Origin of the sequence: Brachybacterium phenoliresistens (genome assembly GCF_000576425.1) — a bacterium.
Classification (GTDB): domain Bacteria; phylum Actinomycetota; class Actinomycetes; order Actinomycetales; family Dermabacteraceae; genus Brachybacterium; species Brachybacterium phenoliresistens.
In genome coordinates this window covers 47,508-60,705 of the sequence record NZ_KK069994.1, presented here as the reverse complement: position 1 = coordinate 60,705, position 13,198 = coordinate 47,508, and the positions used below count along the sequence as shown (strand labels likewise).

Sequence of the window (13,198 nt, the reverse complement as noted above, 5' to 3'; positions counted from 1 at the left end):
TCACCCGTCATCGGCCGCACGAGCGCCGATCACCCGGCATCGGCCGCACGAGCGCCGACCAGCCGGCAATGGCTGACCGAGCACCGATCACCCCTCGGGCCGCATCGCACCGAGGGCGCCACGGGCGGCTCCCGGGGTGACGCGTGCACGGATGGTTGCCTGAGGGCCTCGAGCCAGGCGATTGCCTGGCTCGAGGCCCTCAGGCAGCCGTTCGTGCACGGCCCGAGCGTCGACCGCGCCGTGTCATCGACCCTGCCGGCCAGAGGATCCACCCCACCCACGGCGGTCGCGGCGCCATCGCGCGCGTCCCGCGGCGGCGCCGGGGACGACCAGGAGCGCCCGGGCACAGGGCTCGGGCGCGTCGCCAGGAGGGGAGGTCAGGCGACCGCGATGCGGCGCCGCACCATCGGGCGCGGCAGCATCGGGTGCCGCACCATCGGGCGCGGCGCCAACGGGCGCGGCACCAACCGGCGCGGCGCCATCGGGCGCGGCACCGTCGAAGGCGGGATCAGGCCGGGGCGCCGGGACGCCGGGCCAGCGGGTTGGACAGGCGCGAGGCCGCGCCGGTCATCGCCTCGCCCAGGCGGGCGACGGTCTCGTCATCGGCCTCGGTGCCGGGCACGGCGACGCCGATCGCCATCAGGGGGTCGCCCGGCTGCCAGGGCTCCAGCGGGACGGCGATGCCGCAGATCCCTTCGAAGGACTCCCCCCGGTCGATGGCGTAGCCGCGGGCACGGGCCCCGGCGATCTTCTCCCGCACCGCGGGGGCGGAGCTGACGGAGCGGCCCGTGAGCGGGGTGAAGGCCTCCTGCTCGAGCAGCTCGTCGACCTGGGCGTCCGCCATGGCCATGAGCATGGCGTTGCCGACCGCGCAGTAGATCAGCGGCAGGCGCGAGCCCAGCGGGGTCCCCAGGCGGTTCGGTCGCCCCTCGTGCCGGGCCAGGTAGATCGCGTCGGGCACGTCGAGGGTGGCGATCTGGACCACCTGGCGGGACAGCAGCGGATCGTCCTCGACCACCTCGAAGAACTCGCGCACCTGGTTGAACTGGGAGGCGAAGGCCCCGCCGAGCTCGGCGGTGCGCATCCCCAGGCGGTACCCGCTGCCGACCCGGTGGATCATCCGCTCGCGCTCGAGCGCCGCGCAGATGTTCGAGGCGGAGGACTTCGCGATGCCGACGGTGCGGGCGATGTCCGACAGGGTCTGGGGAGCCCCTCCCGCCGCCTCGAGCGCCTCGAGGATGCGCAGGGCGCGGCTGACGGCGGGCGAGGGGTCACGGGATTCGTTCATGGGTCAGTAGAACTCCACGGTGTCGACGACGTTGCGCAGCGGCTCCTCGTCGAGGAAGCGGCGCAGGTTGTCGATGAACAGCCGGACGATCCGCTCCTCCTCCCGCGAGGACAGCGCGGCGGTGTGCGGGCTGAGCAGGACCCTGGGATGATCCCACAGCTCGCTGGCCGAGGGCAGGGGCTCGACGGCGGTCACGTCCAGCGCCGCGAAGCCGATGCGCTCCTCATCCAGGGCGCGCAGCAGGGCGTCCTCGTCGACCACGCTCCCGCGCCCGACGTTGACCAGGATGGTCCCGGGCCGGACAGCGCCCAGGACCTCGTCGCCGATGAGGCCCTCGGTGGCGGCGGTGCCGGGCAGGGTCAGCACGAGGGCGTCGACGTCGGCGGCGGCCCGGGCGAGCTGGTCGATCGGGACGAGCTCGTCCACGTGCGGGACGGGGTTCCCGCTGCGCGTGGTGCCCAGGACGTGCGCGCCGAGGGCGGAGAACTTCTCGGCGCAGGCGGCGCCGATCCCGCCGAGGCCGACGATCAGCACGCGCATCTCGTCGATCTGGCGCATCTCCCAGCGGTCGCTCCAGACGTGGGCGCGCTGCTGCTCCAGCAGCCGCGGGAGGCTCTTGGCGCCGGCCATCACCCCGAACACGGCGAACTCCGCGAGCGGGGACCCGTGCACCCCGGCGGTGGTCGTCACCGCGACGCGCGCGAGCTCCTCGGCGTCCAGGCCCGCGGCGCGCAGCTGGGCGCCGCCGCCGGCGGCCATCGCCTGCACCCAGCGCAGGCGCGGGTTCGCGCGCACGGTGCGGGCGAGCTGGGCGGGCTCGACGTCCGGGAGGCTGAACAGGATGTCGGCGGAGTCGACCATGGCGGTGTAGGCGCGCTCCTGCTCGGGCGTGCGCGCATGCTCCGGGTCGCCCGCCCAGTCGGCCGGCCCGCGGCGCGGACGGTACAGGTTGTGGTCGCGGACGACCTCCGCCCGGGGCTCCGCCTCCTCGATCATGCGGCAGAGCGGCTCGGGGAGGTCCACGGCGATGACGACCCGCGCCAGGGCCGTCCGCGGCGGATCGCGATGGTCGATGACGCTGGCGCTGGGGTGGGACATGGGAGCTCCTCTGCTCGGATCCATCGGCCGCACCGACGAGGCGGCCGGACGTCGTCCGACCAGACTACCCGAAGTTCAACATGTTGTTTGCGGTTCGACACTTTGAATGACGCCCGTCGGGGCGCGCGGGGCCCCGCGCTCCGCGGCGCCGGCGCGCAGACGGCCGGAGCCCGCCGCGCTCCCCGGCTCGGGGGTGCGCGACGGGCTCCGGGGCCTGCGCCCGCAGGGCGGAGCGGTCAGTGGTCGGAGGCCGCCTCGGCGCCGGCGCCGGTGAAGGCGCGCACCTCCATCTCCGCCGCCTTCTCCTCGTGGTCGGGCTCCGGCGCGGTGAGCAGGGTGCCGATGATCCCGAGCGCGAAGCCGATCGGGATCGAGACGATCCCGGGGTTGGACAGGGGGAACAGGTCGAAGTCCAGGGTCGGGAACATCGACTTCTCGTGGCCCGAGACCGCCGGGGACAGCACGATGAGGATCAGGCAGGAGGCGAGCCCGCCCAGCATCGAGAACAGCGCGCCGCCGGTGTTGAACCGCCGCCAGAACAGCGAGTAGAGGATCGTGGGCAGGTTGGCGCTGGCGGCGACCGCGAAGGCGAGCGCCACGAGGAAGGCCACGTTCTGGCCCAGCGCGACGATGCCGCCGATGATCGCCAGCACCCCGATCACGACCACCGTGGCCCGGGCGACCTTGACCTCCTCGTCGGGCTGCACGGTGCCGTTCTTGATCACCGAGGCGTAGATGTCGTGGGCGAAGCTCGTCGCGGCGGTGATCGCGAGGCCCGCGACCACCGCGAGGATCGTCGCGAAGGCGATCGCCGAGACGATGGCCATGAGGACGGGCCCGCCGATCACCAGGGCGAGCAGCGGCGCCGCCGCGTTCTCCCCGCCCGGGGTGGTCGGATCCTGCAGGACCTCGGGCCCGACGAGCGCCGCCGCCCCGTAGCCCAGGACCAGGGTGAGCACGTAGAAGCTGCCGATGATCCAGATCGCCCAGACCACCGAGCGCCGCGCCTCCTTGCCGGTGGGCACCGTGTAGAAGCGCATGAGCACGTGCGGGAGCCCGGCGGTTCCCAGCACCAGCGCGAGGCCCAGGGAGAGGAAGTCGATCGGGTTGGGGTACTTCAGCCCCGGCGAGAGCACGGCCTCGCCGTGGGGCGAGAGGGCCACGGCGTCGTCCAGGATCGCGGAGAAGTCGAATCCGTACTTCCCCAGCACGATCAGGGCCAGGATGCCCACGCCGATCACCAGCAGCACCGCCTTGATGATCTGCACCCAGGTGGTGCCCTTCATCCCGCCGACGATCACGTAGACGATCATGAGCACGCCGACCACGGCGACCGTCGCGGCGGTGGCCACCCCGCCCTCGAGGCCCAGCAGCAGGGCGACCAGCCCGCCGGCGCCGGACATCTGCGCGATGAGGTAGAAGAAGCACACGGCGAGGGTGGTCAGCGAGGCCGCCATGCGCACGGGGCGCTGGTTCAGGCGGAAGGAGAGCACGTCGGCCATCGTGAACTTGCCGGTGTTGCGCAGCAGCTCGGCGACCAGCAGCAGGGCCACCAGCCAGGCCACGAGGAAGCCGATGGAGTACAGGAACCCGTCGTAGCCGGCCACGGCGATGGCGCCGCAGATCCCCAGGAAGCTCGCGGCGCTGAGGTAGTCGCCGGCGATCGCGATGCCGTTCTGGGGGCCGGTGAAGGAGCGGTTGCCCGCATAGAACTCGGCCGCACTGGCCTTCTGCCGGGAGACGCGGAAGACGATGAAGAGCGTGAACGCGACGAACAGCGCGAACACGATCATGTTGATGACGGGGTTGATCTGGTCGATCATCGCCGGCCCTCCTGCGTCTCGTCGAGGATCTCGCCGGTCTCCATCTCGTGGCGGATGGCCTCGGCGTGCGGGTCGTAGCGCTTGTCCGCCCAGGAGCGGTACAGCATCGTGATCACGAACGTGGTGACCACCTGCCCCAGCCCCATCAGCAGGCCGACGTTGATGCTCCCGAGGACGGGGATCGCGTAGAGGCCGGGGGCGAAGCCCGCGAGGATCACGTAGAGCAGGTACCACAGCAGGAACAGGGCGGTCATGGGGACGATGAACGAGAGGAAGGACCGCCGCAGTCGCTGGAAGTCCTCCGATCGCTGGACGGCGACGCTGCGCGCGCCCACGGTTCCGGGGTCGGTCAAGGCTGGCTCCTTTGCCGGGATTCGAGGAGGGGCCGAGCGGGGATCTCGGCGTCGGCCACTGTAGCGCAGGTCACAGCGCGAGCGGCGTCGCCCGGCGTACTGCCCTTGTCGTACTACGCCAGCCGTAGTACGGTGTGCGGAGCATGATCGGCCCGGCGAGAGGAGGACCCATGATCGGTGCCGATGCGATCCGCGGGCACATCGACCTGATCCTGCTCGCGATCCTCGAGACCCGCCCCTCCTACGCGTACGAGCTCTCCCAGACCATCACGGACCGCTCCGGCGGCGAGTACGTCGTCAAGCAGACCACCCTCTACACCGCGGTCAAGCGCCTGGAGTCCCAGGGGCTCCTGGACAGCTTCGAGGACCTCTCCCCCACCGGGAAGCCGCGCACCTACTACCGCATCACCGCGAGCGGCACCGCCCAGCTCGAGCAGAAGCGGGCGGAGTGGATCAGCACGCGCGCCCTCGTCGACCACTTCGCCCTCCCCGACCCCGAGATCCCCTTCGGAAGGACAGGACAGTCCCAGCCATGAACGTCATCGACTCCTACCTCGACACCCTGTTCGATCCCTACCCGCGCAGCACCCGCATGCGAGAGGCCCGCGCCGAGCTGCGCGCCATGATGGAGGACAAGCAGCAGGCCCTGCTCGGCCAGGGGCTCTCGGAGTCCCAGGCCGTGGGGCGCGTGATCGCCGAGTTCGGCAGCCTCGAGGAGGTCGCGCCGGAGCTCGGCATCGGCCCCGAGCTCTCCGGGGCCGCACCGCAGGGCCCGCCGCTGCTGTCCCGGTCGCGGGCCGAGGACTACGTCTCCGCGGTCCGGGCGACCCGCCACCTCCAGGCCCTCGGCGTCAGCCTGTTCGTGCTGTGCCCGGTCCCGCTGCTGGGGCTGCTGGCCCTGGCCAGCAGCTCCACGACAGACCCCTCCCACCTCGCCGTGCTCGTCGGCCTCATCGCGCTGCTGGTGATGGTCACCGCCGGGGTGCTCGTGCTCGTGCTGCGCGGGTCCCGGCTGGGCGACTTCGAGGACATCGAGGAGGGCCGCTTCACCCCGACGCAGGAGATCCGCGATTTCGCCGCGGAGCTGCGTCGCGAGCACCGCTCCCGTGCCGCCGTCGCGCAGGGGATCGCGATCTCGCTGTGGATCCTGTGCGCCGTGCCGATCCTGGTCACCGCGCTCCTGTCCACCGGGGAGGACGACACGATGCCGCTGTACGGCGTCTGCCTGACCCTGATCATGGTCGCGGCGGGACTGTGGGTGATGATCCGCGGCGCCTGGGGCCCGTCCACGGCGGAGACCCTCGAGAACGAGTGCGACGAGATGCCCGAGTCCAGCAGCAACCCGGTGATCCGCACGATCGCCGCCGTCTACTGGCCGGTGTGCACCGCGATCTACCTCGCCTGGAGCTTCATCTCCGGGGACTGGGGCTCGACCTGGATCGTCTGGCCCGTAGCCGGCGTCCTGTACGGCGCGCTCTGGGCGGTCAACAGCGCCCTGCACGGCTCGCAGCCTCGCAACCAGGCCCGCTGAGAGCCCCGTACCGACCCCGCATGCCCCGACCACCGGTTCGAGCCCGTAGACCATCGTCGCTCGTCCCGGTGCGCGGCGGCTCCCTAGGCTGAGCGGGCCAGACCGCCTCGACACCCCCTCGACCCCCTCCGTCACGCCGGGAGCCGACATGGAACCGCAGCCCTCGCCCACCCCCGCCTCCGGCCCCTCCGCGGCCCCCGGCCCGGACTCGGCCCCGCCGCCGGGCGCAGGCCCCCACCCGGGCAGAGGCTCCAGCCCGGGCGCAGGCTCCAGCCCGGGCGCAGGCTCCGGCCCGGGCGCCCGAGGTGCCGCCGGGTCACGGTCCCTCGCCCCCGATCTCGCCCGCGGCCTCATGCTCCTGCTGATCGCCCTGGCCAACGTGTCCTGGCATCTGTGGGGCCGCGAGACCGGCATCACCCACGCCCATCTGGTCGAGGGCAGCGCCCTGGACAAGATCCTGCAGGCGCTGATGATGATCGTCGTGGACGGTCGCAGCTACCCGCTGTTCGCCTTCCTCTTCGGCTACGGGATGGTGCAGTTCTTCCGCTCCCGCACCGACCGGGGCCTGCCCGAGCGGACGGTGCGGCGCATGCTGCGCCGCCGGCACTGGGCGATGCTCCTGTTCGGGCTCGTCCACGCCGCGCTGCTGTTCATGGGCGACGTGCTGGGCGCCTACGGCCTGGCCGGCCTGCTGCTGGTGTGGATCTTCTTCCGACGCCGGGACCGCACGCTGCTGGTGTGGGCCGGGGTGATGTGGGCCGTGCTGGCGCTGGTCGCCGCACTCGCCCTGTTCGGCGGCATCATGACGATCCTCTTCCCGGAGGAGAGCGCCTCCGCCCAGTTCGCCGGGCCGTCGGGCATGCAGGACCTCACCTCGGGTGCGCCCGGCTTCCTCGCCTCGGTCCTCCCCCGGCTCGGGATCTGGGCCGTCCTCACCGTCGCCCAGGTCGCGGGCCTGGCGATCCCCATCGCGATCCTGCTGGGCTGGGTCGCGGCGCGCCGCCGCCTGCTGGACGACCCGGGCAGCCATCGCGCGGCCCTGCGCCGCATCGCGGTGATCGGGATCCCGATCGGCTGGGCGGGCGGCCTCCCCTCAGCGCTGTACACCCTGGGGATCCTCGACATCCCGCAGCAGGCGAGCTGGATGTTCTCGGCGCTCTCCTCGGCCACCGGCATCGCGGCCGGGATCGGCTACGCCGCCGTGTTCGCGCTGATCGCCGCCCGCCTGCAGCAGTCCCGTCCCCCGCTGGTGCGGGCAATCGCCGCCGTGGGCGAGCGCTCCCTGACCTTCTACCTCTGGCAGTCCGTGGTCTTCGCGATCGTCCTGTCGAACTGGGGCTTCGGGGTCGGCGGCTGGGCCGGCACCTCTCTCGCCCTGCTCATCGCCGCGCTCACCTGGGCGGCGTCGATCCCGATGGCGGCGCTGCTCGCCTCCCGCGGCGCCCGCGGACCGGCCGAGCGGGTGCTGCGCCGCCTGACCTACGGACGGGACGACCGCGCCGCCCGGTAGCGTCCGGGTCCCGCACGGGCGCCGGCATCGCCCGGAACGACGCACGGCCCGTCCCGAGGAATCCCTCGGGACGGGCCGTGCGTCGTTCCGGCGGACCGGTCAGAGCATGCAGCTCACGCAGCCCTCGACCTCGGTGCCCTCGATCGCCATCTGCCGCAGGCGGATGTAGTAGAGGGTCTTGATGCCCTTGCGCCAGGCGTAGATCTGCGCCTTGTTGACGTCGCGGGTGGTCGCGGTGTCCGGGAAGAACAGCGTCAGCGACAGGCCCTGGTCCACGTGCTGGGTGGCCTCGGCGTAGGTGTCGATGATCTTCTCGTAGCCGATCTCGTACGCGTCCTGGTAGTACTCCAGGTTGTCGTTGTCCATGAACGGCGCCGGGTAGTAGACGCGGCCGATCTTCCCCTCCTTGCGGATCTCGATCTTGGAGACGATCGGGTGGATCGAGGAGGTGGAGTTGTTGATGTAGCTGATCGAGCCGGTCGGCGGCACCGCCTGGAGGTACGCATTGTACATGCCGTACGTCTTGACGTCCTCGCGCAGCTGCGCCCAGTCCTGCTGGGTCGGGACGTGCACGGAGGACTTCGCGAACAGCTCGCGGACCTTCTCGGTGCGCGGCTCCCAGACGCGGTCGGTGTACTTGTCGAAGAACTCGCCGGTGCCGTACTTGGAGTTCTCGAAGTCGTAGAAGGACTCGCCGCGCTCCCGGGCGATGTGCATCGACGCCTTGATGGCGTGGTACGTCACCGCATAGAAGTAGATGTTCGTGAAGTCCAGGCCCTCGTCGGAGCCGTAGTGGACCCGCTCGCGGGCGAGGTAGCCGTGCAGGTTCATCTGCCCCAGGCCGATGGCGTGGGACTTGCGGTTGCCCTCGGCGATGGTGGGCACCGAGGAGATGTCCGAGGTGTCCGAGACGGCCGTCAGCGCACGGATCGAGGTCTCGATGGTCTGCGCGAAGTCCGGCGAGTCCATGGCCAGGGCGATGTTCAGCGAGCCCAGGTTGCAGGAGATGTCACGGCCCAGCGTGTCGTAGCTGAGGTCCGCGTTCATCGTCGACGGGGTCGCGACCTGCAGGATCTCGGAGCACAGGTTCGAGTGGGTGACCTTGCCGGGGATGTTGTTGGCCCGGTTCACCGTGTCCTCGAACATGATGTACGGGTAGCCGGACTCGAACTGGATCTCGGCGAGGGTCTGGAAGAACTCGCGCGCCTTGATCTTCTTCTTGGCGATGCGCGGGTTGTCGACCATCTCCCGGTAGACCTCGGAGACGTTCACGTCCGCGAAGGGCTTGCCGTACTCGCGCTCGACGTCGTACGGGGAGAACAGGTACATCGGCTCGTTGTTCTTGGCGAGCTCGAAGGTGATGTCCGGGATCACGACGCCGAGCGAGAGGGTCTTGATGCGGATCTTCTCGTCCGCGTTCTCGCGCTTGGTGTCCAGGAACCGCAGGATGTCGGGGTGGTGCGCGTTGAGGTACACCGCGCCGGCGCCCTGGCGCGCGCCCAGCTGGTTGGCGTAGGAGAAGGAGTCCTCGAGCAGCTTCATCACGGGGATGACGCCGCTGGACTGGTTCTCGATCTGCTTGATCGGCGCGCCGTACTCGCGCAGGTTGCTCAGCAGCAGGGCGACGCCGCCGCCGCGCTTGGACAGCTGCAGGGCCGAGTTGATGCCGCGGCCGATCGACTCCATGTCGTCCTCGATGCGCAGCAGGAAGCACGAGACGAGCTCGCCGCGCTGGGCCTTGCCGGCGTTGAGGAAGGTGGGGGTGGCCGGCTGGAAGCGGCCGTCGAGGATCTCGTCCACGAGGTTGCGGGCGAGGGTCTCGTCCCCACGGGCCAGGGTCAGGGCGACCATCACGACGCGGTCCTCGAAGCGCTCGAGGTAGCGCTTGCCGTCGAACGTCTTGAGCGTGTACGAGGTGTAGTACTTGAAGGCGCCCAGGAAGGTCGGGAAGCGGAACTTCTTGGCGAAGGCCTGCTCCGACAGCGACTTCACGAACTCGAAGTCGTACTGCTCCAGGACCTCGGCCTCGTAGTAGTCGTTCTCGACGAGGTAGTCGAGCTTCTCCCGCAGGGAGTGGAAGAAGACGGTGTTGGGGTTCACGTGCTGCAGGAAGTACTCCCGCGCGGCGAGGCGATCCTTCTCGAACTGGATCTTCCCGTCCGTCCCGTACAGGTTCAGCATCGCGTTGAGCGCGTGGTAGTCCTGGGCCTTGTGGTGCTCCACGGAAGGCATCTCCGTCAGTGTCGCCAAAACTCTTCCAATCCTCGTGTGACCTGCTGGACGTCGCGTCGCGTGCCCAGCAGCTCGAATCTGTACATGTGTGGGACGTGGCACTTCGCGGCGACGATGTCCCCGGCGATGCAGTAGGAGTCGCCGAAGTTCGTGTTCCCGCCGCTGATCACGCCCCGGATCAGGCGACGGTTGCGTTCGTCGTTGAGGAACTTGATGACCTGCTTGGGGACCGCGCCGCGCCCGTCTCCCCCGCCGTAGGTGGGGGTCATGAGGATGAACTCCTCGTCCATGACGAGGGGCTCCTCCGTGGGCCGGAGCGGGATCCGATGCGCCGGGACACCGAGCTTCTCGACGAAGCGCTTGGTGTTCTCGGACACGGAGGAGAAGTAGACCAGAGTGCCCATGGCCACCCTTCCTGCGTGCTGCGTCCGTACGGCGGCGTCATGCCGGGCCGTCGTGCGGGTCCCTGCCTGGTGCGGTGCGCCGGGCCGGACGGTCTCCCGCACGGCCCGGCACGGTGGTCAGATCGCGGCGGCGCTGCGGCCCGCGGAGGCCGTGGCGGAGGTCGCCAGCGCCTTGATCTTGTCCGGGCGGAACCCGGACCAGTGGTCGGTGCCGGTGATGACGACGGGCGCCTGGACGTAGCCCAGCGACTTCACGCGGGCCAGGGCCTCGGCGTCCTCGGTGATGTCCACGACGTCGTACGCGATCCCGGCCTTGTTCAGGGCGCGCTTGGTGGCATCGCACTGGACGCACAGGGGCTTCGAGTACACGGTGATATCCATCGGGGACCTCTCTCGGAAGTGCTGCTCTCGGGGAGCGGGACGAACGGTGATGCGGGACGTTCTGGGGCTCTGTCGTGGTGGGCGATCGCTGCGTCTCCCCTGGTCCGTGGCCGTGCCACCGGTGCTCCGGCGGGCGTGGGGCCTGGGGCGGATCCAGGATCTCGGTGCGATCACCGCGACGTCTCCAACACTACACCTAGGGGTCGACGGGTGGGGGCACCACAAGATGTACTGAACTACACGAATGTTATCCACAGTCGGGCTGGGGACGGCTGTGGAGAACTCGGCCCCGTTGGGGACAGTCGCGCCCCGTCCGCGCGAACGCGGTGGACAGCGGTGTGCACAGCGTCCGCGAGGGTCGGGCCGATGGTGGACGGGCGGGCGCGGGACGCCGTCCGGAAGCGTCGGACACGGCACAGAAAATCTCGGATCCGCCGCGTGTCGTCGGCGTGTCGCCACCGCGGGACAGGAGCCGGGGCACGGGGGCCGGGGCGGGCCGCCGCCGACAGGGGGCCGGGGCGGGCCGCCGCCGGCACGCGAAGGACCCCGCTCCCCGGTGAGGGGGGCGGGGTCCGGTCGGTCTCGGCGAGAGCGCCGCCGCAGCGGCGGGGTCAAGCTCGCCCGGGGTCGCTCTCCTGCGGGCGGGCGTGCTCCTGCTCGGCGGCCTGATCCTGCTCGGTGCGTCCGTCCGGCGCACCCTCCTGCGCGGACCGGGACGATCCCGCGGGCGGCTCGGTCGGCTCGACGGGGCCGGCGGGATCGGAGGGGTCGACAGGATCGGGGGCAGGGCCGCCGTCCTGGCGCCCGCCGTTCCAGGCGTCCACGTCGTCGACGGCCCGTGCGGGATCCACGGGGTCGGGCCCGGAGGACGCCGGTTCGGACGGCTGCGGATCGGCGGCGGCGATCCAGCGGCCGGCCGGCGGCGCGGCCGTCGGCAGCGACGCGGTCGGCGTGCTCGACTCCCGCAGGTCCGGGAGGACCTCGGTGACCTGATCGCGCACCGGCGGCTCGGCGACCGGGTTCTCGACCGTGTTGGCGTCGGGCTCCTGCTCCCCCGCCGCCCCCGCGACGGGGGCTGCATCGGCCGCGGCATCGGCATCGGCCGCGACATCAGCATCAGCATCAGCAGAGGATCCGTCGACGCCGGACGGCTCGGCGGTCTCGGCATCGCGCGGTCCGGCCTCGGCGGCCGCGGGCACGGCCGCCGCGGATCCGTCGTGCTCGCTCTCGGCGGGCTCGATGCCCGCAGCGGCGGGCTGCTCCGCCCCGGCCCCGTCGGACGCAGCGGCCGCGGGCGCAGCATCGTCGGACGTCGCGTCCTCGGACGCCGCCTCCCCGGCCTCATTCTCGTCGGCCTCGTTCTCGTCGGCCTCGTTCTCCTCGGCCTCGACCTCCTCGGGCTCGAGGGATCGCCCATCGGCCGTGACGATCCGGTCGAGGATCTCGTGCATCAGCGCGAGCTCCGCAAGAGCCTCGGGGATGCCGGACCCGGGGTCCTCGCCCTTGGTGACGAAGGCGTAGAAGTCCTCCCACATCGCCTCGGCCGAGCCGAGGTCGGAGACCACGGTCGTCGCGGTGACGCTCCCGGCGTTCTTCTCCCGCAGGGTCACGGTGGAGCGGCGGTCCGCGAAGGAGGGCGGTGCCAGATCGACCTCGACGCGGCGCCGCGCCGAGAGCAGGCGCACCCGCTCGGAGTACTCCGGGGCGAAGGGCAGGTAGTGCCAGACCAGGCGGACCGGGGCACCGGACTCCAGCTCGCCGAGGATCTCGATCGAGCCGGGGATCACGCCGCGGGGCCAGTGGCGCACCGCGAGGATCTCGGTCATCGGCCCGTAGGCCTTCTGGAGGACGGCCATCTGGTGGGCCACGCCCGTGAGCAGACCCTTGACGTACAGATCGCGGTCGCGCTGGGTGGCGCCCTCGCCGGTGCCGGCCACGACCGCCTCCTGCAGCGCGGTGCGGCGCTGGGCGCGCACCTCGCTGGGCAGGTCGTAGGCGGAGGTCGTCACGTGGGCATGGGAATAGAGCGGCTGGCTCGCCGGCATCAGCACTTCGTAATCGATCATCCGCAGGTCCTTGCGGGCGATGTGCCCGGACATCGCGGCGACCGCGTCGTCGTGCTGCTGCGGATAGGCCAGCACCACCAGGCGGCGGCCGGTCATCCGCTCGAAGTCGGCCAGGGTGCGCAGCTCCGCCTCGGAGAACGCCACCGGCGGCTCGACGAGGACGGGGATGCCGCGGCGCACGATCGTGAGCACGTCCTCGACGTGCAGGCCGTCCGTGGCCAGGACGACCATGTCGATCCCGACCGTCTTGGCGCGCACCGCGGCGATCAGATCGCCCACGCTCTCGTAGCGCGTCTCCTCGGGGATGCCCCAGGCCTCGGACGCCTCGCGACGGCGTCGCGGGGAATGGTCCACGAGCGCCTCGACCGAGAACCGGTCCCAGCGGCGGCGCAGCACGGGCAGGTGCACCGCCTGAGCCATCGTCCCGGCACCGATCACGGCGACGCGGAGGACCTTGGGCATGTGTCCACTCCTTCGGCAGAACGGGGTGCGGCCGGCCGATCCTGGCTGCG

11 protein-coding genes are annotated in these 13,198 nt (G+C 71.2%); 3 read left to right on the top strand and 8 right to left on the bottom strand.

What is annotated here, in order from left to right; genetic code table 11:
• Window positions 1-508 precede the first annotated feature (508 nt).
• The 4 genes from BF93_RS09700 to BF93_RS09685 form a co-directional block, all read right to left on the bottom strand.
• Window positions 509-1,288 (bottom strand): IclR family transcriptional regulator, encoded by a 780-nt coding sequence (locus tag BF93_RS09700; protein ID WP_038372321.1) that lies wholly within the window; start codon window positions 1,286-1,288, stop codon window positions 509-511.
• A gap of 3 nt (window positions 1,289-1,291) precedes the next feature.
• Window positions 1,292-2,386, bottom strand: coding sequence for a D-2-hydroxyacid dehydrogenase (locus tag BF93_RS09695; protein WP_051486803.1), 1,095 nt, complete (start codon window positions 2,384-2,386; stop codon window positions 1,292-1,294).
• Between the two features lie 236 nt (window positions 2,387-2,622).
• On the bottom strand, window positions 2,623-4,209 hold the full coding sequence (locus BF93_RS09690) for a solute symporter family protein (RefSeq protein ID WP_038372320.1): 1,587 nt from the start codon (window positions 4,207-4,209) through the stop codon (window positions 2,623-2,625).
• Window positions 4,206-4,562, bottom strand: coding sequence for a DUF485 domain-containing protein (locus BF93_RS09685; RefSeq protein ID WP_084148435.1), 357 nt, complete (start codon window positions 4,560-4,562; stop codon window positions 4,206-4,208). Before BF93_RS09685 ends, BF93_RS09690 begins: the two co-directional genes overlap by 4 nt.
• 170 nt (window positions 4,563-4,732) lie before the next feature.
• Between BF93_RS09685 and BF93_RS09680 the strand changes: the two genes are divergently transcribed.
• From BF93_RS09680 to BF93_RS09670, 3 genes are all read left to right on the top strand, one after another.
• Window positions 4,733-5,098 (top strand): PadR family transcriptional regulator, encoded by a 366-nt coding sequence (locus BF93_RS09680; RefSeq protein ID WP_051486802.1) that lies wholly within the window; start codon window positions 4,733-4,735, stop codon window positions 5,096-5,098.
• Window positions 5,095-6,093: a permease prefix domain 1-containing protein gene (locus BF93_RS09675; protein ID WP_038372316.1), complete on the top strand. Its 999-nt coding sequence runs from the start codon at window positions 5,095-5,097 to the stop codon at window positions 6,091-6,093. The genes BF93_RS09680 and BF93_RS09675 overlap by 4 nt, the downstream gene beginning before the upstream one ends.
• A gap of 352 nt (window positions 6,094-6,445) precedes the next feature.
• The gene (locus BF93_RS09670) at window positions 6,446-7,603 is read left to right on the top strand and encodes a DUF418 domain-containing protein (RefSeq protein ID WP_038372315.1); all 1,158 of its coding nucleotides are present in this window, start codon (window positions 6,446-6,448) and stop codon (window positions 7,601-7,603) included.
• Between the two features lie 99 nt (window positions 7,604-7,702).
• On the opposite strand, the gene nrdE is transcribed toward BF93_RS09670, so the two are convergent.
• The 4 genes from nrdE to BF93_RS09650 all read right to left on the bottom strand — a co-directional run bounded on the left by nrdE (window position 7,703) and on the right by BF93_RS09650 (window position 13,148).
• Window positions 7,703-9,835: a class 1b ribonucleoside-diphosphate reductase subunit alpha gene (gene nrdE, locus BF93_RS09665; protein WP_038372314.1), complete on the bottom strand. Its 2,133-nt coding sequence runs from the start codon at window positions 9,833-9,835 to the stop codon at window positions 7,703-7,705.
• Between the two features lie 5 nt (window positions 9,836-9,840).
• Window positions 9,841-10,239, bottom strand: a complete 399-nt coding sequence (nrdI, locus tag BF93_RS09660) for a class Ib ribonucleoside-diphosphate reductase assembly flavoprotein NrdI (RefSeq protein WP_038372313.1) — start codon at window positions 10,237-10,239, stop codon at window positions 9,841-9,843.
• 117 nt (window positions 10,240-10,356) lie between these two features.
• The gene (gene nrdH / locus BF93_RS09655; protein ID WP_038372312.1) at window positions 10,357-10,620 is read right to left on the bottom strand and encodes a glutaredoxin-like protein NrdH; all 264 of its coding nucleotides are present in this window, start codon (window positions 10,618-10,620) and stop codon (window positions 10,357-10,359) included.
• 611 nt (window positions 10,621-11,231) lie between these two features.
• A complete protein-coding gene (locus tag BF93_RS09650; protein ID WP_198025400.1) occupies window positions 11,232-13,148 on the bottom strand; it encodes a Gfo/Idh/MocA family oxidoreductase in 1,917 nt (638 codons plus the stop codon).
• Window positions 13,149-13,198: the final 50 nt, after the last annotated feature.

What these genes read in the sequence shown, in the direction of transcription:
- BF93_RS09700 (WP_038372321.1), bottom strand. Translation starts at nt 1,288, where the DNA reads ATGAACGAATCCCGTGACCCCTCGCCCGCCGTCAGCCGCGCCCTGCGC.
- BF93_RS09695 (WP_051486803.1), bottom strand. Translation starts at nt 2,386, where the DNA reads ATGTCCCACCCCAGCGCCAGCGTCATCGACCATCGCGATCCGCCGCGG.
- BF93_RS09690 (WP_038372320.1), bottom strand. Translation starts at nt 4,209, where the DNA reads ATGATCGACCAGATCAACCCCGTCATCAACATGATCGTGTTCGCGCTG.
- BF93_RS09680 (WP_051486802.1), top strand. Translation starts at nt 4,733, where the DNA reads ATGATCGGTGCCGATGCGATCCGCGGGCACATCGACCTGATCCTGCTC.
- BF93_RS09675 (WP_038372316.1), top strand. Translation starts at nt 5,095, where the DNA reads ATGAACGTCATCGACTCCTACCTCGACACCCTGTTCGATCCCTACCCG.
- BF93_RS09670 (WP_038372315.1), top strand. Translation starts at nt 6,446, where the DNA reads ATGCTCCTGCTGATCGCCCTGGCCAACGTGTCCTGGCATCTGTGGGGC.
- nrdE (WP_038372314.1), bottom strand. Translation starts at nt 9,835, where the DNA reads ATGCCTTCCGTGGAGCACCACAAGGCCCAGGACTACCACGCGCTCAAC.
- nrdI (WP_038372313.1), bottom strand. Translation starts at nt 10,239, where the DNA reads ATGGGCACTCTGGTCTACTTCTCCTCCGTGTCCGAGAACACCAAGCGC.
- nrdH (WP_038372312.1), bottom strand. Translation starts at nt 10,620, where the DNA reads ATGGATATCACCGTGTACTCGAAGCCCCTGTGCGTCCAGTGCGATGCC.
- BF93_RS09650 (WP_198025400.1), bottom strand. Translation starts at nt 13,148, where the DNA reads ATGCCCAAGGTCCTCCGCGTCGCCGTGATCGGTGCCGGGACGATGGCT.